This is a genomic window from Paenibacillus monticola (assembly GCF_009664975.1).
Taxonomy (GTDB): domain Bacteria; phylum Bacillota; class Bacilli; order Paenibacillales; family Paenibacillaceae; genus Paenibacillus_AQ; species Paenibacillus_AQ monticola.
The window spans coordinates 595,761-622,233 of record NZ_WJXB01000001.1 but is presented as its reverse complement, the minus strand read 5'-3'; the positions used below and the strand labels follow the sequence as shown (position 1 = coordinate 622,233).

Below are 26,473 nucleotides of genomic sequence, written 5' to 3'. Positions count from 1 at the left end.
CAGCTGTGGTTCTTGGGGGTGTTGCCAGTTTTTTTGAAACCCTAAGGTTAGTAATTCAGTAGAGGTATTTCTCGAGTTCGAATACTCTTTGATTGAATAAATTCCTGTACTTTCTCAGTGAATAGCTTCGAGTGTGTGATATTGGGCAAATGTCCGGCAGTCGGAATCTCAAGCAGCTCTGAATGTGGAATGCGTTCATGAAGGAAGCGGGATTCATCCGTATCAAACACCATATCTTTTCTTCCGGAAACGATCAAGGTAGGCGTCTTGATCATACTGAGTATTTTCACAGATGAAGTAGAGTTCCCCATATGCTCTCCAAACTCAGACAGAATCGCATAATTGACGAATTCGCTGTCGAGCACTTTCAAATAATCCTTACTGCGCCCCAGATTGTCAAAATCCTGTCGCAGCCGCTCTCTCATATCAATCTCATACAGCTTCTCCACGCCTTGAGCAAAACTGCCCGCCAGGGTTAAAGAAGCGACCTTTTCAGGATGAAGTGCCGAAATATATTGTCCAAGCATGCCACCCCAGGAGGAGCCGACAATATGAATGGGTCCGCTTGGGCTCAGCTGTTCCACCACCTCCATAAAGGTATTGCTGATTCCTTCCATGGACAAATCATGAGTGCTCTCACTCAGGCTTGTGCCGGGCATATGGATAGCGATCAGACGAAAAGAAGAAGACCACTCTTTCATTTGCGACACCCATTGGGAAGCTGTGAATCCGAATCCCGGGATGAGCAGAACAGTCTCTCCCTGGCCGGATACAGCCATCTCGATTGCGGTGTCTTCCTTGGTTTGAACCGTCAAATGTACCAGCAAAGAAGGGTCACAATCCAGAATGAGCTCCAGTTGTTCCCTGTTTAACAGCACTCCTTCCCGGTCCGGTGTTTTACCAATTCTCATTTGCTTCCAGTAATTAACGACAGCTTGGGAATGGCGCAGTGAGTTGACGGCCATTACCTTAATATTGGCAGACGCTTCTGATCCATGTACAGAATGAGACAACTCCGTAATAGCTTTTTTATTGGCTATCGCTTTGACGTTTTGATTCACAGTGTTTCGCTGCTCTTTTTCAATATATTGGGATAGAGCTTTGATATTGGTATATTCAAAGAGTAGCGTCGGATACATCTTTATACCAAACTCACCCTCCAGCTTGCCCACAAGGGTAAGCAGGTTTTTGGAGTCCAGTCCTTGACTGTAGAAATCATCTGTCAGACTCGTCTCTGCCGGCAGGTTGCCGGTGATTGCGGAAATTGCCTCGGCCAGCATCTTTTCGATATGGCTGCGCGTGGCGCTTTTGGATGCAGCAGGAACAATAACCAGCGCTGGATTGGCAGTATTTGCCGGCGTTGGTATAACAGCAGGTTCGGTACCTCCCTTCATCTCGGACAGGATCGGGTCACCCGCAGGCTTTGCTCCACCCTTCCGGTCTGTGAAATCGATCCGGCGGGCACCGAACATTTTGTAGTAGGCAGCGACTTCTCCATTATCATGATAGAGCTGAACGTCGAAATAAATGATGTCTTGTGCCGGACTGCGTTTGACACTGTCCTCGCTAATGTGAATATAGCCCTTGCCGCGAATGGGGCCAAAAGCTCTGAATGATTGAACATACATCGGAATGAAGGGCTGCTCAGCACTTTCCGAATCGGCGGACACCACTCCAGGAACGAGAAAAGCCCCATCCAGAAAAGCTGGATGAATAAAAAACTGGTGGCAATAACGCTCGGCCAGACTGCTTAGCGAAACCTCTGCCAACAGGTAGGAGGCATTCATGTAAACCTCTCCCTGCAGCTTCATAAAATCATAGTGGCACAATCCTGCCTTGCGCATTTGAGCATAGGAGCGCTCGATATTCTCTACCTGGGTGGCCTGGATTTTTAATTGCGGAATGTCTATCTTATAGATTTCCGGCTCGCCGCTCAGGCATACCTTTCCTTCCAGCACATCTTTCCATCCGGGATCCATGACGTTCCCATTTTTCTCATCTCGGCATTGTACTTTGAAACTCCAATCCTCCGCAGTACGCTCCAATACAATCTGGACCGCTTTGTCCATCGTTTTACTGATCATTACCGGCTCCAGAAACAGAATGTCTCTTAGCTCCAAGGAAGCCGGATCGAAGCCTCTGGAGGTTAACGCCCGAAATATGGAGTCGAGGAAAACTGCACCGGGAACAGCATGCTGGCCGTTGATCCGGTGATGCCTGACGAACAGATTGTCGTGCTTCATCAACATGGTGAATTTATAATTATTTTTAAAATCCATGAGTGGCCTCCTTGGTCGAGCTGATCACTACAGTGTCTCGTCAACGATTTCAAGTACCCATTCGCTGCTGTCCGGCAGCTCTACCTCAAGTTCCGTGGCTGCACCGACTTGGGCCAACGGAGTGGCCACCTCGTCCAAAGCGAGCTCATCGATCCAATAATACTGTTTATTAAAAACTGCGGGTGATAACGGCTGTCTAACCGTCTGATTCTCAGCTCTTGGATAAGCTCCAGGCTCACTTACAATAAAATGGGCATTGGTGCCTCCAAAACCGAATGAACTAATACCCGCTCTACGGACACCCTGGCGTGGGTTCCATAATTTAAGCGAGGTGTTCGGGTAGAATGGAGATTCCTGAAACTTAAACCGCGGATTCGGCGTTTGACAATTCAGCGTCGGAGGCAGCTGGCCATTCTTTAGGGACAAAACCACCTTAATAAAGCTGGCAATCCCTGCTGCACTGAGCAAATGCCCGATATTCGACTTCACACTGCCCACCGCACAGTATTGCTGTTCCTCCGTATAGGAACCGAAAACATTACTTAACGCCCTAAGCTCGATCGGATCGCCGATCATGGTGCCCGTCCCATGCGCTTCAATGTAGCTGATCGTATCAGGATCTACCCCGCTTTTCTCTAAGGCCTCCCGAATCACAGCTTCCTGCGCCTCGGCATTCGGAGTGGTGATCCCCATCGTGCGGCCATCGTTGTTCACCGCCGAAGCTTCAATTACCGCATAAATCTGATCCCCATCGGCAAGAGCTTTATCCAAGCGCTTCAACAGAACTGCGCCGCAGCCTTCTCCCGGCACGAATCCGTTGGCTTTCTCATCAAAGGTATGGCATTGACCGTCCGGAGACAACGCGCCACCCTCGCTTAAGATCAGATAAGATTTCTCATCCAGCAAAAGATCCACACCTCCAGCAAGCGCCGCTTCACATTCACCCAGCAGCAGGCTTTGACTTGCCAGATGCAGACTGACCAGCGAAGAGGAGCAGGCCGTATCAATAACGAGATTCGGACCCTTAAAGTTGAATAAATGCGAGATATGAGCCGCGATGAAATTTTGCCCAATGCCGATAATGTCATTTTTGCGGATTTGCTTCAGCTTGGAGGCAAAGGTTCCCGAGCGGGAACCGACAAAGACGCCGATTTTCTTATTCCATAGCTCTTTTGATTCATATCCTGCATCCCTTAAGGTGTCAGCGCTCACCTCCATAAACTGGCGCATCAGCGGATCGATAAATGGAGCATCCTCCTTGCTGATATTGAAATATTCCGGGTCGAATTGTTCGATATCCTCGATAAACCCGCCCCATTTGCTGATGCTGCGGCCTTGGCTTGCTTGCGCAGAGTAATATTTGTCTATGTCCCAGCGGCTGGCCGGTACTTGCCGGATACCGCTTCGTCCTTCAGCGAGCAGCCTCCAGTAGGCCTCCTTGTCAGGTGCACCGGGAAAGTGGCAAGCGACTCCGATGACCGCGATCTTATGGCTTACCACCGTGCGATCTGTGCGTTCATCTGGATAAATAAAATCACTTTCGCTAATTTTGTCTTCCAAAGAATCGAAAGAAGCCAAGGTTGCAAATGTCTGCAGGTGTCTCGCCAGCTTGCTTAAGGTCGGATGCTCCAGCACCACTGTCGGCTCCAGACTTTCCCCGATCATTTCCTCGATCCGTTTGACCAGCTCTGCCAGCAGAATGGAATCCACCCCGTAGTCCCCGAAAGATACATGTTCATCCAGTCTGTCCAAAGGAATCTTCAGCTGCTCTGAGAAAAGCTCTTTCAGTGCTGGCAGCATCTTGAGGCTGCCAGCGGTTCGGTTCCCTTTTATATTGGCTTGTGCCGGGGATGAATTAGAGCTTTCTGTAACCTGGTGCATTGGCTTACGGGCTTCTTTAAGCGGCTGCGCTTGTTTTGCCCGCAGCCAGTTGCCGGGCTGGAAGCTCGCCGCATCCGCTATGCACGGCAAGCTGAAGGCAGCGCCATTCTCCATGACGCGCTCCAGCAGCGCGATGCCTTCAGCAACCGTGTGCGTGCGCAGTCCCAACTGCTGGTAGGCCGGGCTTTCCATGCCTTCCATTCCCGCGCCGCGCCAATGCGTCCACGCGATGGAATGATAGTTCTGCTTCCCTTGCGCACGTTGATACTGGGCAAAGTAATCCATGTAGGCGTTAGCTGCCGCATAATCACTGACACCCGCCCCCAGGCGCGGAACTGTTCCAGAGACGGATGAGAACAGAATGAAGTAATTCAGCTCATCTTCTGCAAGAATCCGCTCCAATACCTGTAAACCTGCTACTTTGGGCGCAAGCACATCCATAATGTCCTCTTCCGTCTTATGAATAAAGGCCGGATTGCGGTGATGGCTCCGTCCCGCGCAGTGAATCACTCCGCCAATAGCTCCCCAACGGTTCCTTATGCTGCTAAAAAACTGCTTTAAGGAAGCTTCGTCGGTCAGCGGTCCGGTATACAGTTCTACTTCAGCTCCACTGCGTTCCAGCTCGCGGATGCTACGGATTTTCTCAGCTGCTTCAGCCGTCCCGGCAGCCACACTGTCCCACTGCTGCCTTGGCGGCAATGGATTAGCTCCCATTAGAACCAGCTTGCGCACACCCTGCTTCACCAGATAAGCGGCCATCTGTGCACCCAGTCCGCGTGTGCCTCCGGTGATAACAACGGCTTTCGATGTATCTCCGGTCCAGTGACCCTGCCGTTTATGCGCCTGTGCCATCATCGGCAACTGTGCCTGCAAATAAGGTGCGTACCTCCGCTGGTTCCGGTAACAAAGCTCGTTCTGCCGGTCCTGACTTGCCCACTCCAGTGTAATAATTTCGTTTAAAGCACTGCCCTCATCTACATCCAGCGTCTTGGCCTCGACATGTCCGTATTCTGCTCCCAGCATCCGTATCCAGCCTGCCATTGGCGCTCCGGCCAGTGAAGGCGCAGGGTTCGCAAAGGGCTGCAAGCCTTGCGTTATATGGAATAAATGAAGTGTGGTCCGATGTTCTCCCGGTACAGGATAGCTATCCTTAATAAGCTCCTGCAGCAGGCCGATCCGGCCCATAAGCCCAGCTCCATGCTCTCTTGTGTGGAAATCTGAGAGATCGATTACGGCAATAATGGATTTTCCCCGCTCCATAAGGGTCTTTGCTGCAGCGATACCCTCTCCGAAGAGGTTAAAGTCGAATGCCAAGCTGCCAGAGTCGCTTTTCTGCCGCTGATGCACAATAACCGTCTTCACATCCGGTAGATGCTTCAGCAAGGAGACGGCCGCTGAATCCGTAGGATCAGGGCCCGCCAGGACAATAACGGTTCCCTTAATCGGCTCAGCCTGTTCCCTCGCAGAGTTAACACGGTCAATCACTGCTTCCTCCCAGGCTTTTTCCAGCAGGTGATAGGAAGACTGCGGAAGCTCCTGGCTGTGAATGTTCACCTCTGGAGATTGTGCAAACATATCCGGCAGCCAATACCGTTCTTTGGCAAAAGCGTAGGTAGGCAGACTGATTCTTTGGGCTGAAGCGGGCTCGTGCAGCAAATCCCAGTCTATATCCACTCCGGTTGTCCATAGTTGACACAGTTTGGACAGGTTCTTTTTACGGATCATTTGCTCCACAAAGGCCTTGCCATCTTCCCCCTCAAACAATGTATTGCCAGAAAGGGATCTTACGGTGCCCCGGAATAGAACACTTGTATGTTCTTCTCCCGCAAGCCATTTACCCAGCAGTTCTTGCAGCTCCTGAGGTGTAGTGGCAATAAACGCGAGGCGTTCCTCCATAGCTTCTCTACCGATCTGCAGCGTAAAGGCAATATCCGCGATGGCCGGAATATCGTCATTCCCATAATCTCTGACCGCTGTCAGCCTGCTTGCCGCAGCACTTTGTCGTTCAGATTCTTCCCACAGGTAAGCAGCCAAGGCCTCCAAACTTGTGAAATCTTCAAGCGTATTCTGCGGTAAAGATACACCAAATTTCTTCTGAATAGCCACAGTGGTTTCCGTGGTTTTAACCACATCAGTCAGCACATCCACCAGAGGATCATCGAGGTTGATGTCACCAATGTTGATATTCCAGACTTCGTTTACAATGTCCACAACACCCTTCCGGTATTGCCCGAGATCCGCAGAATCTTGTAATGCAGACGTTCCGGCGCTGATAGACCATTTTTGAATATACTCATGCAGACGTTCTGCATAAGCTCTTAAACTGGATTCCGTTCGTGCAGATAGAACTATGACTTGCGGCGCAGCGTTGCGCAGAACATTCGGTCTGAGCGGATACTCTTCCAGAACAAGATGGGCATTGGATCCGCCTGCGCCAAAAGCACTTACACCGGCTCTCCGTGGCTCCCGGGCGTTGTCCGGCAAGCTGCTCTCCGGCTGATCCCAGGCTTCCAAAGTACGCTGAACCCGAAAAGGCGAGTTCTGGAAATCAATGTTGGGGTTCAGACTCTGCGCATGAATGGAGGGTACCAGTGTCCGAAACTTCATCTGCAGCAGCACCTTCGTAACGGCGGCAATACCCGCTGCAGACTCGAGATGTCCAATATTCGATTTCACTGACCCGATAGCGCAGTGCCCCATCTCCCGAATAGACCCGGCAGATCCGCCAAATGCCCTGTTTAATCCGTTGATTTCAATGGGATCTCCTAGGGAGGTGCCTGTTCCATGGGCTTCAATATAAGAGATTTCGTTCGGTTCTACACCCGCGTTATGCATGGCCTCGCTAATTAAGGAGGCTTGAGCTGCGGGACTCGGAACGGTATAACCATTCGTTTTGCCACCATGATTCAGCGAGCTGCCCTTGATGATGCCATAAATAAGATCACCGTCCTGAATCGCTTGTTCAAGCGGCTTCAGCAGCACCGCTCCGGCTCCTTCTCCGGGAACATAGCCGTCTCCACCTTCCCCGAAGCTGCGGCAGCGTCCATCACTCGCGGCGAACTTGCCTTGACTGAGGAGCAAATATTTATGCGGATGTATGCTCAGGTTTACTCCACCAGCCAGAGCCATGTCACATCCGCCGCTGCGGATACTCTCACAAGCCAAATGAATGGAAGTCAGTGAGGAAGAACACATCGTATCCAGTGCTATGCTTGGACCATTCAGATCCAAAGTATAGGACACTCTGTTCGCTATGGAAGCGAAGGATGAGTTTAAAGCGATGCCTTCGCCCTGACTGAAATACTCCGTGCCATACAGTTGATATTGTCCATACATCACACCCACAAAGACGCCCGTTTTGCCCTTTTTCAGCTTGCTGCGGGTGTACCCTGCGTCTTCTATCGTCTCCCAGGCCACTTCCAGAAAGATGCGCTCCTGCGGGTCCATAAACTCTGCTTCACGCGGCGAGATATGAAAGAACAAAGGATCAAATTTATCGTAGTCACGTATAAAGCCGCCCCATTTACTATAGGTTTTACCTCTTACTCCCTTCTCAGGATTGAAGTATTGTCCATGATTCCAGCGATCCTGGGGAATTTCGGTGATGCAATCCCGGCCTGTTTTCAGATTGTTCCAGAATTCCTCCACATTGGCCGCCAGCGGATATCTGCCGCCCAGACCGATAATGGCAATATCGCCTCCGGTATTCTTATGCTTTACATGTCCTTGCAAATCTCCCTGCCCTGCGGCAGCGGCTGCGGCTGCGACGAGCCTGCGGGATTTGCCCGTAACGGGAATAGCAATATTGGCTAACGATTCCGGCTGCAAAGGCTTAGGGGCAGACATAACTGCATCAATGAGCACTGTTGGAAGCGGATGATTGGCCAAGAAATAACTAGTGAGCTCCCTGATATTTCCGTATTCGAAAAACAAAGTCTTGGAGAGAGGCCCATATAGCTGCTCCAATCTTCGGGTGACTTCCATAATGACAACCGAATCGATGCCATAACTTTCGAAAGGCTCTTGCAGACTGATACGCTCTGGGCTTAGTCGCAGCACCTCGGCAATATTATTTCTGATCAATACTGCCGTTCGTTCTTGCTGCTGTGCTTCTTGTGGACTGCCTTCAGGTACTGCTGGCTGTTGCGCTGGCGGAAGCTGCACTGGCTGGCTGGGCGCGGGGGCTGGGCTTCTTTTCACGCCAAAGGATAACTTCATCCGCTGCGGATCACCCTTCAGAACGGCCATACTGGTCAGCTCTGTATTCAAGCAGCGTTCGAAGGCCAAGAGACCCTCCTGCTCCCCCAGCAGGTCAATTCCATTAGCAGATAACTGGTTAATCATGCTCTGATCCGCGCTCATCCCGCCTTCTTTCCATAGCGGCCAGTTTACCGACAAGCTTTTGCCCGGACGATGTTTGGCCCGGAAGTCAGCAAAATGATCCATAAAGCGATTCGCATACGCATAGTCAGTCTGACCAATGCTGCCCGTTAAAGCAGCCGTTGAAGAGAATAAGGCAAAAAAGTCGAGGTTCTCATCCTTGAATACCTGATCCAGATGGAGTGCCCCCAGTACCTTGGGGCGAACTACAGCGTCTATATCTTCGCTGGATTTGCCGTAAATAAGCCCATCTCTAAGATTTCCGGCGCTGTGAATAACTCCCTGCAGGCTGTGGAACCTCTGCTTGATTCCATCGGCAACACGTTTAACGTCTTCATAAATAGAGACGTCCGCCTGGATATACAACACCTCCGCACCCAAGGCTTGTAAATCGTCCAATTTACGCGTTTTCTCCTGATCCAGGGCAGATCTGCCGGTGAGTATCAGCTTAGCCTGAACCTTGCGGGCCAAATGGGAAGCTAATAGATATCCCAGTCCGCCTAGTCCGCCCGTAATTAAATAAGAGCCTCCTTGTTTAAAAGGGGACTCTTGGGGCTGTAGCTGCTGCAGTTCAACTTCCCGCACAGCCTGAGTGTATCTGCTCTTTCCCTCATAGCTGACCTCGATGGCCTCATCTGTTAGTACAGACCATTCCTGCTCCGCGATGTGCCGGACTTGTCGACCGTCCAATTTGGCATTAGGTGCAGCTAAAGCTACCGATTTATAGATGAAGCGCGGGTTCTCTTGGCGAAGGCTGCGGATGAAGCCGCTAATGGCAGCTTGAAATGGATGATACGCACTGGTCAACGAGTTGTATACACACAGCAGCCGGAAATCTCCTCTGGGATGTTGCTTCATCAGCGACTGGCTGAACAGAGTTAACGCTTTGATGCTATGCGCCAGCAATGCTTCGGCAGCCAAATTCTTGTTGTCCCCGTGTTCCGATAAATCTTCACCAGGCCATAACCAAAGAATATGCTCGGGAATAATCCCCCGTTGCTGCAAAGCCTTTAACAGAAAATCGTAATGCTCCGCCTGTTCAGGATTTACCCAGTAGGCATCACTAGGTTCCCCTTCAAAATCTTCACCCGCAACAACCAGTATCGCTTCGCTGCCAACCGAGCGGTATTCCTGTTCGATACTCCGGGATAGCACCCCCCTGTTGCCAAAAATCAGGATAGTCTTCGGCTCAGTGCGCATAGAAGGGGTTAGCGCATTTTCCTCCCAATAACTTTGGAAGTAGTGTACTTCATTTGAAGAAAGGGTCTTCAGACGTTCCAAACCTTCTTGTGCCGTGATCCGGCCCGCCTGAATGGATTCCAATATATGTTTGCGTTCTGGATTGTTAATCACGATTTAAGAACCTCCATTCGTTGTTCCGCTTCATGTGCAGTTAGCTCGCCCGTCTCCAGCTTTTGGAGTAAGGACAACAGATCCGTTGACGAAGGCTCCGGGGCTGGTGAAAGGGCGAATTCCTTAACGGCAAAATCCTTCAAAAAGGCTCGTGTATGTCCTGCTTCATCCAAGATCGCCACATTGTATTTCTTAATTCCTTTGCCGAAATGACTCTGACCGTCAGCAAGCACACAATACGCATAACAACGGCGTGGGAGTTCACTCCATACTCTGACTTCACCTAGCGAAAAAGGCATAGAAAAAGCCTCCGGCTGTTCCCCCGTTTCCAGACCGGCTACCGATTGAAAGGCTCCATCGATCAGGGAAGGATGCAGGGTATAACGGCTGAATTCCTCTCCAGCCTCCTGAGGCAGCTCCAATAAAGCCAGTGATTCTGTATCGCCGCAGTATAGATGGGTAATCGTCTGAAAAAGACTGCCGTAGCGGAAGCCTTTGCTATCCAGCTCGGCATAATGGTCTTGGCCCGTTACGTATCTGTTGCAGCGTGCCTGTATAGCCCCTAGATCCACAGCTTCCGGCTCCGGCAGTTGCGTTCCGGCAAAACCCGCGTGCCCTTGGGCGTAGACAATTTTACGGCCTTGTTCCTCCGTAAAAATCTCGAATTCGGCCATTTGCTCCTCGGGATACAGATAAATCTGCATGTCCGCAGGCTCAGAGTTCACGATGAGCGGTCTGGCCCACACAATATTGTGAAGCACCGGGAACCGGGTATCTATAGAGTTACGGACTGCCTCACAAGCCATTTCCAAATAGGCCGCTCCTGGCAAAAGCTTTTGCTGATTCAGAACATGATCCCTTAGCCAACCCTCCTCCCCGTTAAACCGCTTCGCAAATTTTTGCTGCGAGAATGTAGAGGTATTGCTGTCAACCAGCGGGTGAAGCACTTGTGAGGCTGCCAATTGTGCATGCTTCAGGAAATCTGCGGGTACCACCGGGACCCAATAATGTTCTTTGGCAAAGGGGTAACCCGGCAGTGAAATACGTCTTGGACGATGCCCTTTGTAAAGAATGTTCCAATCAATCTTGGCTCCCAGCGTCCACAGCTCAGCCAGCTTATACAGCTCCTGATTCTGCACAACGGCTTCCAGAAAGCGTTCTCCAGCAGTTCCATCGACCAGCAATCCTAGCCCTGAATGGCCGGAATTCACTTGGCCCCGGTAAATATCCACTTTCTTCGACGTACCTGCCACCAGGTCTTCCAGCTTCAATAACAACTCCTCTATACTGGAGACCACAAAAGCGATTCGTTCCGTGAGCGCTTCTCTTCCCGTCTGCAAAGTATAGGCGATGTCCGATAAAGAAACCGGGGCATCCTCCAACAAAGAGGATTGAACAGATATATCTCCTCCGCTGGCTTCCTTGAGACTGTGCTCCCCGTGCTTCTTCAACTCCATAATATAATCACATAGCTGAGAGTACGTCAGATGGTTTCGGAAACGTTCCTGATCCGGCTCCAAGTGAAAGTTGGCTGCAATTTGCTGAAACAAAATAGAATAGTCCAGCGGTGAGGCTGCATATTCCAGCAGATTCTCGTCCTCCAGCATATCTCTCACATCTACTTGCAGGACATCAGCCAATAGCTTTGACACGTCTAGTCGGATCTGCAGCTGCCAGTTATCTTCATCTATACTGGCTACTGTTCGTTCTTCTTCCTCCTGCTGTAGTAGAGGCTCCTGTTCCTTTGGCTCAGGACGCAGATAAAGGAGAAGCTGGCTGGCGGTTTCGCTCAGCTTCTCTGCGGTTTTGGCGGAGAGCAGAATGATCTGCGGTTCATTCTCCTTGTCGTACGGCTGGCGGACTTGTGGAGCCTGATACTCCTCCAGAATGAGATGCACATTGGTTCCACCGGCGCCAAATCCGCTGATCCCTGCTCTGCGTGGATAGCGGGTAACCGCTCCTCCTTCTCCAGAGCGTACGACCGGTTGCTTCCACTCCGCCAGTTCATGCTGCACATAAAAGGGTGAGCTTTCAAACGGAATCCCGGGATTCAGGATTTCCGAATGCAGGGACGGCACCAGGGCCTGATGCTTGAACTGCAGCAGGATCTTGGTAATTCCGGCGATGCCCGCAGCGGATTCCAGATGCCCTATATTAGATTTGATCGAACCGATCGAGCAAAATTGCTTGTCCTGCGTGTACTCTCTGAACACTCTGGAAAGTCCGGCAATTTCGATAGGATCACCCAAAGAGGTGCCTGTTCCATGCGCCTCAATGTAAGAAATCGAGCGTGGATCAATGTCAGCTTTTTTAATCGCGTCCGCAATTACACTATACTGGGAAGCCGGACTAGGTACGGTAAAACCACTCGTCTTGCCACCATGGTTGATGGAACTGGATTTAATCACCCCGTAGATCTGGTCTCCATCCGCCTGCGCCTGCTGCAAAGGTTTTATAATAACGGCACCGACGCCTTCACCCGGCACGTAACCATCGCCACCCTCTCCGAAGCTACGGCACTTGCCGTCGGTAGAGGCAAATTTGCCTTGGCTTAACAGGATATATTTATTGGGATGTACGGCTACATTCACACCTCCGGCCACAGCAACCTCACATTCTCCGCGGCGGATGCTTTCGCAGGCGTAGTGAATGGCTGATAGTGAAGAAGAACACATGGTGTCGATCGCCAGGCTAGGTCCGCAAAAATTAAAAACATACGATACGCGGTTAGCAATGCTGGCGTAGGAGGAGCTCAGCGCCATAACATTCCCATACATGGACTGTTCTGCTCCATATAGTTGATATTGCTCCCACATGACCCCTACAAATACCCCGGTTTTACGCTTGGATAATTCGTTGCGTGTATACCCGGCATCCTCTACGGCATGCCAGACGGTCTGCAGGAACAACCGCTCCTGCGGACTGGCGTACTCTGCTTCCCGGGGCGACATATTAAAGAACAGCGGATCGAATTTATCCACGTCGTCCATGAAGCCTCCCCATTTGGTATAAGACTTGCCCTGCTTATGAATATCCGGATCAAAATCTTTAGCAAGGTCCCAGCGTTCCTTGGGAATCTCGGTGATGCAGTCTGTTCCGCCTTTGATATTTTCCCAGAATTCAGCCACGTTCTCTGCCATCGGATACCGGCCGCTTAAGCCAATAATGGCCATTTCGTCTGCTGATGAGTGAAGTGAATGGGGCAAATCTGTCCGCTCGATTGGCTTCGTTTGCTCCTGCTGCTGCAATTTCTCCGCGGCGGGCTTGACCTCCCGTGCTTGCTCATAAGCAGGCATAACGCCTGCGATTTTGTGTTCATCGCCTTCCAGCACGATCACACGGGAATAGGACGACAGCAGCGCCTCTTCAAAAGCCCGCAGACCGCTCTCTGTGTCCAGAGGAACGATGCCCGTAGTCGCGGTCATATGCTCCTGGGAGAATACATCAATCTGCATGCCACCCTCCTTCCAGAGGGACCAATTGATCGACAGGCTTTTTCCGGGACGCGCGGTTCCTTGTCTATGTTCTGCATATTCATCCATAAAGCAGTTGGCATAGGCATAGTCAGCTTGACCAGGACTGCCCGCAACCGCTGAAAAGGAGGAGAACAGCACAAAATAACGCAGTGGTTCTTCCTGAAACAGCTCATCCAGCAGCAGGGTTCCCTGAATCTTAGGCCGCAGCACTTTCTCTATTACAGCTCTGTCCTTCTGGATAACGAGACCATCCTGCACAATTCCGGCACAATGGATAATCCCGTTAACCTGTCCATAGCGCTGTTTGACGGCCCTGTATAACTGCTCTGCCTCTTGGCGGATACCTATATCGGCTTGGACATATAGAACCTCCGCACCCAGCGACTCCAATTCTTTAAGCTGTTTGTCTTCTTTACTTCCCGGTTTCGATCTGCCGGCCAGAATTAGCTTCGCTTGATAATGGACCGCCAAATACCTGGCAAAAATCCAGCCCAGCCCGCCCAACCCGCCAGTGATCAGGATAGTATCCTGCTTCTTGATGATCGCCCCCAGTGTAGCGCCCGAATCTGCGACAGCGTCAGGATTCTGTGTTGATTCTGCAAACGGAAGGTAATGCTTGGCATAACGCTGACCGCTGACATACTTGATTTCCGATTCATTCATCGCCTGCGGGGTCAGCTCCCGCAGCAGAATTTCGGTCAAGGCAAGTCCGGACAAGTCACTTCCTGCGCCCATTTCTAGGGTTTTATATCTGAAATCACTCTTTTCCCGAGTCACACAGCGCATATAACCGGAGATTGCCGAGTCGAGAGTGGTCTGTAATTTTCCATCGTTAATAAACGCGTAAATAAGTGTTACGCCTTGCTGAAGCTTCTGTTCAAGCAGTGCTTGCGTGAGCGCATGCAGCGAATACAGCCCGTACTCCAGGTTGTCCGAAATCAGACTCTGCATGTCTGCGTTTGCGACAGTACTCTTTTCCCATAGATGAATAATGAACTGCGGGAGCTGCTGGATGTTGTGCAAATGCTGTATTAAAGCTTTGTAATCCTCGCGACTGCCAGGACGTACCCGGTACACGTAGTCATCTACCTGTTCAAAGCCCGCTCCGGGATGAACAGCTATGGTAGAAGCAGACATACGTGCGGCGAGAACGCGCTCAACACTGCTGCCAAGTGCAGCACCTGTCGTGAAAATCAGCAGTCTTCCCTCTACCTGTTGTTTTTCTGGGAGCGATGTAGCTTGCACCCAATTGTGACTATAATAAAAACGTTTAGCTTCACTACTCTGCAACACCTGCTGCGCCGGACTACTGGAAACATTCCAGTTTTCCTTGCTGTTCTCGGCCAGGTACAACGCCAATTGTTTAATATTGCTGAATTCAAATAACAGGGTAGGATAGAGCTGCATCTGCAACCGGTCTTCCAGCTTCCGCACCAGCAGCAGCAATTGGGAAGAGTCCAGCCCCTGATCATAAAAGCCCTCTTCCAAGCTGATACTGCGCGCTGCTACTCCGGCTACTTCGCCAATCATTCCCTGAATCTCTTGCTCCAGGCGCTGAAGCCTGACTGTCTGCTGCTCTTCCACCAGCTGTGGTTCCAGCTGTGGTTCGGGAAGAATGGTTATATGCCTTTGTACTTCTATGCTGCTGCGCGGTGATTGTACTTGAGGTATTGCCACTTCTTCGTGCTTGTGCATTAACCCTTCCGAACGAATCTGCTTGGAAGCCAACCGCTGAAACAGAGCGACCAGATTTCCTTGCCCGTCGTACAGCTCAATATCGAAATAAATAATATCCTTGGAGGCTGACAAGCTGATGCCATCCTCCCGCACACATACGTATGCTTTATCAAGTATTTCACCTGCTGCGCGGAAAGACTCCACGAAGATTGGAATAAACGGCTTGTCCTGCTGCTCGCTGATATCGGCAAGCGTCTTGGTCTTCAACATAAAAAGAACAGGCACCAGGGTAGAGCAGTCCAGGTACACCGGATGAATATAAAAAGAATCGCTGTATTCTGCCGCCAAAGGACTCAAGTGAACCTCTGCCAGGATATATCCTTGGCCTTCGTAGACTTGGCCCAAGCCTTTCATGAACTCATAGTGAGTAATGTTAACCTGGCGCGCATAGGCATAAGCTTCATCCAGATCCCTTACTGCAACAGCATCCGCTTTCAGCTGATTGATATTAATCATGCGGGGAATAGCCGGCACTGTTATATGCAGCTCGCACAGGAAGTTGGTATCCCATGGACTGTCTACACCTTCAGCGGACCGGCTGCTTATCCGTTGACTCTTTACTGTAAGGGTCAATCTGCTGTGTTCGTTTACGAGACTCACTTCAATTCTGCGGTCGTAATCCTCCGTGGTGGCGATGGCTTCCTGAAAAATAATATTGCGCAGTTCAACCGTTGACTCATCAATGCCCTCAGACTTCAAGATCCGCAGCAGCATGTCCAGAAAGGTTACGCCGGGCATGATACGCACACCATGAACCCGGTGGTCACTGACCACGTAGTCGTCATTCCCGATTACGGTGACGTATTTAAAATCTTTGATCTCCATGCATATCCCCCTCACACCTATAGTTCGTTGCATTAATCATTAATTATATGAGCCGCTTTTCTCCAAAATTAATAATTTCCCGGGTCTGGAGTGAACGCTAGGCTGTGTTTCGGGCCAGTACCGGCTGCGGTTATATTCCAGCTTCGGGAGTGGGGCTCTGGCAGCGTTATACTTCTGTGCCGATTTCACATCATATCCGCCCACAATCAGATGGGCATTGGTGCCTCCGAAGCCGAATGAGCTTATGCCTGCTCTGCGGTAGCCTTGGCGCGGTTCCCATGCCTTGAGCGCGGTGTTCGGATAAAATGGAGATTCCTGAAATTTAAAGCGCGGATTTGGCGTTTGGCAATTCAGCGTTGGCGGAAGCTGTCCATTCTTCAAGGACAGGACGACCTTAATGAAACTGGCGATTCCCGCTGCACAGAGCAAATGACCGATGTTGGATTTCACGCTGCCCACGGCACAGTACTGCCGTTCCTCCGTATAGGATCTGAATACGTTGCTTAAGGCCCGCAGCTCAATCGGATCACCGATCATTGTGCCTGTTCCGTGCGCTTCAACATAGCTAATTGTTGCAGGGTCAGCCCCGCTTTTGTGCACGGCCTCGCGAATGACCTCTTCCTGCGCCTCAGCATTGGGTGTTGTAATACCCATCGTACGGCCGTCATTATTCACAGCGGAGCCTTCGATCACCGCATAGATTTGATCCCCGTCCTCTATCGCCTGCTCCAGCCGTTTCAACAAAACCGCACCGCATCCTTCTCCAGGTACAAATCCATTAGCACTCTCAGCGAAGGTATGGCATTGCCCATCTGGAGATAACGCTCCACCCTCACTTAAGATCAGATAAGGCTTCTCATCCAGCAGAATATCCACACCCCCAGCAAGCGCCGCTTCACATTCATTCAGCAGCAGGCTTTGGCAAGCCAGATGCAGGCTGACCAGTGAAGAGGAACAGGCACTGTCGATCACAAGACTCGGCCCCCTAAAGTTGAACAAATGCGAGATATGCGCCGCGATAAAATTCTGCCCGATGCCGATAATGCTTTTTTTGGTTACCTTGGTCAATTTGGGCGAAAATGCACCGGCACGGGCCCCAACAAAAACGCCGACCTTCTTGTTCCAAAGTTCCTTGGTTTCATATCCGGCATCTCTCAGCGTCTCCGCACTTACTTCCATGAACTGGCGCATGAGCGGGTCGATATATGGAGCATCCTCCTTGCTGATGTTGAAATATTGCGGATCAAATTGCTCGATATCCTCAATGAACCCCCCCCATTTGCTCATGCTGCGGCCCGGGCTCGCTTGCGGCGAATAGTATTTGTCCACATCCCAGCGACCTGCCGGTATCTCAGTGATCCCACTCCGCCCTTCGGTGAGCAGATCCCAGAAAGCATTTTTGTCCGGCGCTCTGGGAAAATGACAAGCCATGCCCACTACAGCAATCTTCTGGCTTAAGTTCTCCTTCGCCAAGCTTTCCTGCAGATGAATAACGCGCGGTTCGGAGGAATAGGCGCTCTCCTGTGTCTTGATGTCCGGCACGTTGATTTCCAGTTTCTGTTCAGCAGCTTTAGGCATCGCGAACGTCTCCAAATGGCTCGCAAGCTTGGCCAGTGTCGGATGCTCCAGCACAACTGTCGGCTCCAGGCTTTGCCCGATCATCTCCTCAATCCGAGTGACCAGTTCCGCCAGCAGAATCGAATCGACCCCGAAATCACCAAACGGGATATTCGGCTCCAGCTTATCCAGCGGAATTTTTAATTCCCGGCAAAATAAATCCTTAAGCGCAGGCAGCATCTTCCCGGAAGCTCCAGATTCCGTAGCCCGTCTCTCTTGATCCTGCTGTTCCTGCTTCCTGCTATCAGGAGGAAGCCCTTGCGCTGGTTGCTTGTCAGCCTCCGGCTGTATTCGCTTAATCTTCAGCCATTCCGCCGGATCGAAAGCTGCGGATTCTGCTGCACACGGCAAGGTGGATGCCAAGCCGCTCTCCATCACGCTGTCCAGCAGCTCCAGTCCCTCTTCTACCGAGTGCGTACGCAGTCCAAGCCGTTGATACGCCGGACTTTCCAAACCCTCCATGCCTGCTCCGCGCCAATGGGTCCACGAGATTGCCTGATATTTCCGGTCCCCCTGTCCGCGCCGGCAGGAGGCAAAATAGTCCATATATGCATTGGCTGCCGCGTAATCACTGACGCCTGCTCCAAGCGTTGGCACAATCCCCGATATCGACGAGAACAAGATGAAATAGCCCAGTTCATCCTTGGCAAAAACCCGGTCCAGCACTTGCAGTCCTGTTACTTTCGGAGCCAAAACATCCAAGATATCCTCCGCCGTTTTATGGATAAAGGCCGGGTTGCGGTGATGACTTCGACCGGCGCAGTGAATGACTCCACCGATGGCACCCCACCGCTGCCGGATTCCGGCAAAAAAGCGAATCAATGAAGCCTCATCCGTCAGCGGTCCGGTATACAGCTCTACTTCAGCTCCGTTACGCTCCAGCTCACGGATACTGCGGATCTTCTCGGCGGAATCCCCGGAATCTGCAACGAGATTGTCCCACTGCGATCTTGGCGGCAGCGCACTTACGCCCATCAGCACAAGTCTGCGCACGCCCTGTTTGACCAGGGATGCAGCCAGCTGTGCTCCCAGCCCCCGCGTTCCACCGGTAATCACGACTGTTTTAGCCTTATCGCCAATCCAGTGGCTTCCACGTTCAATTGTCTTGGTTGCATTCTTCGCCTGCACCTGCAAATAGGGCGCGTACCGCCGCTGATTCCGATAACACAGCTCGCTGTGGATATCGGGACTGTGCCATTCGCGGTTGAGAATTGTGCTTAAAGCTGTAGGATCGGGACTTCCCATCTCCATGTCAAGGGTTTTGGCCTGCACATGGCTGTATTCCGCACTCAGCATTCGTACCCAGCCCGCCATTTGCGCCCCGGCCAGAGCAGGCTTATCGTTCTCGAACGTCTGCAAGCCTTGTGTGAGATGGAACAGCCGCAGCGTAGTCCGGCGTTCTCCCGGTGCAGGATATGAATCCTTAATAACCTGCTGGAGTAAGCCGATCCGCCCCATAACTCCCGCTCCATCTTGCCCTATGCCCCAATCAGACAGGTCGATTATAGCGGTTATGGCTTCCCGTTCCACATGTTTCACAAGATTTCCCGCAGCGTCAGCACCTTCGCTGAAGATATTGAAATCAAAAACACCCCTGCCGCTTGCAGCTGGGGAAGTTCCGACACTTGCATAGGGAGGGTTTGCCCCAAGATCACGGACAATTACGGTTCTCACATGGGGTAACTGCTGCTGCAAAGCTATTGCTATAGCTTCCGACTCTTTATTTATCAAAACAAGCACGGTTCCCTGCATCTGTTCCTTTTGCGGGTTTCCCGCTGCTACAGTCTCAAGCTCTGCTTCCTTCCAGCGTTTCTCCAGAAAAGTGTAGGCTGGCTTCGGCTCAGAAACAGGGTCATTAGCGTCTGCCTCCGTCATCCAGTAGCGCTCTTTGGCGAACGGATAGCCGGGAAGCGGCACAGGGCCAGGTATGCTCCCTGCATACAGCCGTTCCCATTCAACAGCAGCTCCATCCAGATAGCATTCGCCAAGCCACTCCAGATTTTGCTTGTAAGCAAGGCTGTCTGATTGCCGTGTTTCCCGCAGTCCCAGCCAGATATCCTCCAGTGCGTGGGATGTTTGTACCCCGTCGCTCCCAGGGAAGTCTTTCTTGTTAGTGACCGCTGCTGCACGTTTATCCCATTCTTGAATACTGCGCTTTAATTGCTGCTTCAGCTCGGCAGTGTCTTGGACAAAGAGAACTGCACGTTTCGCAAAATGACTTCTTCCGGTCTGGAGTGTGCCGGCAATCTCCGCAAGGGTATGCTGCAGCCTGCCGGATTCCAGCCGGGTCAACAACTCCTGCATGATACGCAATATCCCGTCCTCCGTCTTGGCGGACAGAGGTATCAGATAACTTGGAGCAAAGGATGCAGAAGCATGTTCACGTACCGGCCCCTCTTCGATGACCATATGGCAATTTGTGCCGCTGTGTCCGAAGGAGCTTAATGCCGCTCTGCGCGGCGTTCCGTCCATTCCGCGGCTCCAGGGCAATGGCTCTGCAACTACAAAGAACGGGCTGTCTGCAAAGGAAATATGCTCATTAGGTACCGAGTAGTGCAGCGATGCAGGAATGGTACCATATTTGAGCGCCAGCAAAATCTTAATCAGCCCGGTCACGCCTGAAGCCGCTCCGGTGTGTCCTACATTGCTCTTAATGGAACCGAGTGGACAAAACTGCCGCTTGTCGGTGAATTTTCTGAACGTATCCGTTAAAGCACTGAATTCAATGGGATCACCCAGCTTTGTGCCTGTCCCATGGGCCTCCACATAACTGATGCTCTCTGGATGAATGCCTGCCTTTTCGTAGACCTCCGTCTCCAGAGCGGTCTGGGAAATCGCACTCGGAGCAGTGATACCGTTCGTTTTTCCATCCTGATTAATGCCTGAGCTCTTGATAACACCATAAATATAATCCCCGTCAGCGACCGCATCACTTAGCAGCTTAAGTACCACGACACCCGCTGCTTCACCGGGAACGAACCCATCGGCCGAATTATCGAACACTTTGCAGGTTCCGCCCGGAGACAGCATGCCCATCCGGCTAAGCAATAAATAACCGAGCGGTTTGGTCATCAAAGTGACCCCGCCTGATATCGCCATGCTGCAGTCGCCGCTGCGGATACTCTCACAGGCCAGATGGATCGCTACCAGAGAGGAAGAGCAGGCGGTGTCAATGGTGATGCTCGGTCCTTTCAGGTCCAGAAAATAAGAGATCCGGGAAGCCAGCACCGAGTTGGAATCCCCCAGGAAATAGTGTGAGCTCAGCTCAATTCCCTCGGGATTAATGCCTGTGAAATAATCACTGCTTCCTTCACAGCCCACGAACACCCCACACCGCTGGCCCTCCAGCGCTTGGCTTGAATATCCAGCGTCCTCAAACGCGCGATAAGCCTCCTGCAAAAAGATTCTCTGCCGGGGATCCATGATTTCGGCATGCTTCGGTGTAATGTTAAAGAAAAAGGGATCGAATTTATCCACATCCGGCATGAACCCCCCGTCCTTGCAGTAACTCCGGTTGACGGTTGAGGGATCCGGATGATAGAACTTCTCCAGCTTCCATCTGGAGGAGGGGATTTCGGTGATGGCGGACTTGCCATTCACCAGCTTTTCCCACAATTGCTCGACATCCCCGGCGCTCGGGAAAACACCGGATAAGCCGACAATTGCGATATCCTTTTCATTACTATTGTTGTCTACTGGTGCTTGTGATTTCGACTTGCCTGACACCGCCGTTGATTTCGTTCGGGCTATCAGCTTCTGGTACAGCTTAAAGCCTTCCTCATCAGAGACTTGCTTGCTGCGGATCAGTTCACGGATATTTGCGGATTCTTCATTATGCATGTTGAATATCCCTCTCCTTTTCCAGAAAAATATAGCCCGTCAGCTTTTTGAGCGTTGGATGGTCGAAAAGCACCGTTGATTTCAGGTGCAAGCCCATTTGCTCGTTGATCAGATCGACAATTTTGACCGCAAAAATAGAATCAACACCGTAATCCACCAGCGGAAGCTCCGAATCAAGCCTGTCCGGCGGGATTTGAATAACTCCTGAGATCAATTCCTTGACGGCTTGCTGAAGCACATCGAGCTCGTTAACTTCTTTACCTGACACATAGGTTTGGGCACTGTGACTTCCAACTCCGCCGCCGGTGCTGGCAGTGGCTTGAATACCCGGCAGCTGCTGTTTCTGCGAACCCTCCACCTTCTTCAGACCCTCGCTTCTGCGGGCGAGTATAATATTTTGGAACAAGCCCCGTTTGCTGCTGCTGGCTTCAACCAGAGCCGTTGGCAAACTATATCCGGCAGAGACAAGCGTATTGGCCCAGAGTTCTTCGCTCAGCAGCGGAGAATCCTCCAGCCGGTCGGCCTCATCCTCATACAGCCACCAGCCCTCCAGCATGCCGAAGGTTACCGTTAGAAAGTCATTCACCTTTGTCGCTTCATTAAGAATGATGCAGCCGTTTTCTTTTAACAGGGGCCGCACGTTTTCGAGCGTGGCGCTCATATTGACAGTAGCATGCAGGATATTGGCAGCGATGGCCAAGTGATATTCCCCTTGCGAGAAACCTTGCTGCCGAACATCCTTCTCCACATCCAATACTTTAAAATCCATAAAGTCATAGCTTGGGCCAAACACGGTTTTGCCGTGCTGAATAAAAGCTCCGGAGACATCGGTATAGAGATAACTGATCCGTTCGCCGTATTTCGCGAGAGCCTTCAACACCAACTGACTGGTTCCTCCCGTTCCTGCTCCAACCTCGATAATCTTTAGTTGTTCACCCTCACGCAGCTGCGGCAGAGCAGATTCCACAACTTCAGTGACCGCCAACACCATTAGCCCGTTAAAATAATCGGCTGCCGCATTCCCCTTGTATACCCCCTCAACCAGCTCCATGGACGAATTCGGAAACATGAAATCAGCAGCGCTGATATCTCCCCGCAGCAGAGCCGGAGCATTGTTCAGGCATATCCATGCCAACTCAACCAGCGCTTTTACTTCTGGGTAGACAAAGGTCAGATATTCTTTTCTCGCTTCAAGCTGCTCTAATTCCCGTATGGTCTTAGGGGCAGCTATTTGATCAGTACAGCGGATGACATCCTCCGAGATTTCCAGATAACCGCCCCGTTTGAGAATGTTCAGCAAGGCGCTAAACAGGCGCGAATATCCCCGGGTTACGCCTAAGTGCCCGCACAAACGGGTCTTGGAATAATATTCTCCGCTGTGTTTAAACACACCCATACGCTGAAAGGCAGATAACAACGAGTATTCATTGATCGCTGCCATCGCCGCTTCGGCATCTTCAATGTTATCCTGCGGAGGCACGATGCCAGCTGCCAGCTCCTTGATCCTGTCAAAGCCGTCATTCTCTTGGCTGCTGCCATAATTGATCTTCTCCTGCATATCAACGTTCATTAAATCGAGCACAAATTGCTTTACTTTGAAAGCCAAAATCTGCCCGGCACCGCTGGTGATAAGCTGTTTGACTGCCTGCAACCCCTCGGCGGGATAGATGGGATAAATACCAATTTGGGACAGTGTCTGATGGATTTCGTCACGCAGCTCCGGGTCGTTGTTCCTCCAAAATCCCCAGTTAATGACCTTGACGTCATAATGGGCCTCCCGATTCCAACTGGCGGCAAAGGTATCCTGAAAGTTGCACCCGGCCCCATAATGGCCTCTGCCAGCATTGCCGGTAAAGGATTGGCCCGAGGAGAAAAAGACAACAAAATCCGGTTCTTCATGCTTCAAGGCATGATAAAGCGCTAAGCTTCCGGCTATTTTGGGAGCAACGGCAGTTTGCAGCGTCTCTTCGCTCATCCCATCCAGGCGCTCTTCTCCATAGGTCATTGCCGAATGAAACACGCCCTGGATGCTGCCCCATTTCTGCTTGATTCCGGCAAAAGCTTGGGCAAGGCTGTCCACCTGCGAAACATCTGCTTTGACATAATTCACAGTTGCGCCCAGTTCTTTCAGCGCAGATATTCTTTGCTGCTTCCCGGCATCCAGCTCACTTCTGCCGATAATGGCCAAGCGGGCATGGACTGTGCCTGCCAGATGCAGGGCCATTTCATAACCTATCGTACCCAAGCCGCCTATAATGACGTACACTCCATTTGTTACATAAGGATCTGCGGAGGTCGTAGGCAGTACAGCCGGAAACAGTCTGCGGACGTAACGTCTACCGCTTCGCAGAGCGGACTCTTCCCCATCTCTAACTAACGGCGCTTCCGCAAGTTCACGTACAATCAGAGCCAGCTCATCCTTGCTCCATTGGCTGTCTCGGGAGAGCATGGAGATGTCCACATTACTGATCTTGATGCGAGGATACTCTTTGGACATCGTTCTTGCCAGTCCGGTGAGCCCGCCTGTGAACGGGCGCTGATTCAACTCTCCCGGCAGAATATCATGCAGATTGCTTGTCACTACTTTGAGTCGGATTTCCTGATCCTGGCTCTCCAATTGCTTGGACAGGGCTTTGACAAGCCTGAATAAAGAAAGTACTCCTTGCTTATGGAGTAACTCCGACTGTCCGAAATCATCCAGTGCATAAGGCTCTGGCTGAATGCCACCCATAAAATACACGGTATCAAACGCCGGGAACCGCTCCATACAGCCAAAGAGTCCGTCGGCACTGGAGATATCGACTTCCCACGTATGGAGATCCATTTGCCGGTTGACCGTTCCCAGTACAATGCTGCGAACGTCACAGTCCTGATGAAAGTCAGTAAGGCCGCGGACTAAACCTCCATGATTGACCGGATAAACCAGTAGTACTGATGCTGGTTGTCCCTGCTGTACGGCTGGGGCTGAAGATACGGAACTTAAAGGCGAAAGCACCCACTTGGGTGCATAATAATGTAGGGTTTGTTCAGCCTCTACTTCCCCGGCAATGGCTGCTGGTGCTCCAGATCCAATAACAGCTGATGCAACATTGAATGGCGCTCCAACTCCAGCTGTATATTCCATATGCGGCAGGTTTGCTTTAGCCGTCCCTTCATCAATCCAGTAGCGCTCCCGCAAAAAAGGATACGTCGGCAGCGAAAGGGTGGATGGAGTATGGTGTGTGTACAAAACATGCCAATCCACATCGGCCCCCAGGGTCCACATCCGGGCCAATTGCTCCCACTCCTGTTCCTTTATGGCTGCTTCCATAAATGCTTTGCCTGCATTTCCGCTGCTGAGGGAGCCTTTTGCACTTGCTGTCTTTACGCTGCCGCTATAAGCTGATCCCGTTAAGCTTGAAGAGTCATGAAAGGCTGCCAAGGCATCCATTAACTGCTCTACATCGGAGGCTACTACGGCCAAGCGCTCGGGGAAGGCTTCTCTTCCGGTCTGCAGCGTATAGGCGATATCTTCAAGCTCAACGGATGTGTCCGGGCGGTTATTGCGCAAATAGCTCAGCAGATTCCCTACCTGCTGCTGAAGTCTGTCTGTGGTCTTGGCAGACAGCACAAAAATAGCTGGACCCTTATGACCCCTGCCGCCGGAACGGTTCTGAACGTCAGCTTGATATTCTTCCACAATCAGGTGGGCATTGGTGCCGCCTGCACCGAAGGAGCTGATGCCTGCGCGCCGCGGGTAAGACTTGCGTCCATCCGGGCCGTCAATATACGGCTGTTCCCAGGCTGTGCTGTCCCGCTGAACATAAAATGGCGTCTCAGTAAAATCGATCGCGGGATTGTAAGTCTCGCAATGAATAGAGGGTACAAGCTGCTTATGCTTCAGCTGCAGCATCACCTTGGTGAACGAGGCAATTCCTGCCGCAGACTCCAGATGTCCTATGGATGACTTCACAGACCCGATGGGACAAAAATGCTTGTCACGGGTGTATTGGTTAAACGCTTTGCTAAGACCTGCAACCTCAATGGGATCGCCCATTGAGGTGCCTGTGCCATGTGTCTCAATATAGCTGATCGTGCGCGGATCGATGCCCGTCTTGTTCAACACATCGAGAATCACCTCCGCCTGTGCATTGGGATTCGGAACAGTATAGCCGTTCGTTCGGCCGCCGGAATTGATCGCGGAGCCTTTAATAACTCCGTATATACGGTCCCCGTCCTTCACCGCATCTGCCAGAGGCTTCAGCAGTACGGCTCCTACGCCCTCGCCATCCACGAAGCCGTCCGCGCCTTCCCCGAAGCTTTTGCACTTGTCATCCGCAGTCACCATGTTCCAGTAGCATAGTCTAGCGATGTGAACCGGATGCAGGATCAGATTAACTCCGCCCGCGATCGCCAATTTGCACTCCTTTCTCTTGAGACTCTCGCAAGCGAGATGAATCGCGGTGAGAGAGGAGGAGCAGGCCGTATCCAGCGCCAGGCTGGGACCCTGAAAATTGAAAAAGTAGGAAACACGGTTGGCGATCGACCAATAGGCGGAATGGGCTTGCGTAAATATCCCCCGGGCTGACGCTTCACCACTCAGCCATTCATAGCTGGAATTATTGTTGCCGACAAAGACGCCAACCTTATGATTGGCAGCGGCAAGCTCTTTTCCTGTGTAGCCCGCATCTTCAAGAGTAGACCAGACCGTCTCCAGAAAGAGCCGTTCATTGGGGTCCATGCCTGCGGCTTCAAAAGGAGAAATACTAAAAAACAAGGGATCAAATTTATCGATGTCTTCAATAAACCCGCCCCATTTGGTATAGCTTTTTTGCTTGTCCTTTCTACTCGGATCGTAGTGCTCCCTCCAATCCCAGCGTTCCTTGGGAACCTCGCGAATGCAATTCTTTCCCGCATTCAAATTGCTCCAGAACTCCTCCAGATTAGCCGAATCAGGATACTTTCCGTTCATTCCGATCACGGCGATATCGGTTTCATACGGCTCACGTTCAAGCAACAGCTGCTTCAGCAGTTTTCTTTTTTTATCACGTTCCGATTTGGAGCCTTGATTATGCGCCTTCAGACTGCTTTCCATACTCTCAACTC

The 26,473-nt window shown here is 51.4% G+C and carries 4 protein-coding genes and 1 pseudogene; all 5 read right to left on the bottom strand.

Features of this window, described 5'->3' with window-relative positions:
- Nucleotides 1-47: 47 nt before the first annotated feature.
- Nucleotides 48-2,279 carry an alpha/beta fold hydrolase gene (locus GJB61_RS02515; protein WP_154116783.1) on the bottom strand — a complete coding sequence of 744 codons (2,232 nt, stop codon included), beginning with the start codon at nucleotides 2,277-2,279 and terminating at the stop codon, nucleotides 48-50.
- Between the two features lie 27 nt (nucleotides 2,280-2,306).
- Entirely contained in the window at nucleotides 2,307-9,893 is a 7,587-nt protein-coding gene (locus GJB61_RS02510) for an SDR family NAD(P)-dependent oxidoreductase (protein ID WP_154116780.1), read from the bottom strand.
- A 131-nt stretch (nucleotides 9,894-10,024) separates the two neighbouring features.
- Nucleotides 10,025-15,877 (bottom strand): annotated as a pseudogene (locus GJB61_RS02505) (SDR family NAD(P)-dependent oxidoreductase); the annotation flags it as partial.
- A 93-nt stretch (nucleotides 15,878-15,970) separates the two neighbouring features.
- On the bottom strand, nucleotides 15,971-21,388 hold the full coding sequence (locus tag GJB61_RS02500) for a type I polyketide synthase (RefSeq protein WP_154116775.1): 5,418 nt from the start codon (nucleotides 21,386-21,388) through the stop codon (nucleotides 15,971-15,973).
- Nucleotides 21,381-26,462 carry an SDR family NAD(P)-dependent oxidoreductase gene (locus GJB61_RS02495; protein WP_154116773.1) on the bottom strand — a complete coding sequence of 1,694 codons (5,082 nt, stop codon included), beginning with the start codon at nucleotides 26,460-26,462 and terminating at the stop codon, nucleotides 21,381-21,383. The genes GJB61_RS02500 and GJB61_RS02495 overlap by 8 nt, the downstream gene beginning before the upstream one ends.
- Nucleotides 26,463-26,473: the final 11 nt, after the last annotated feature.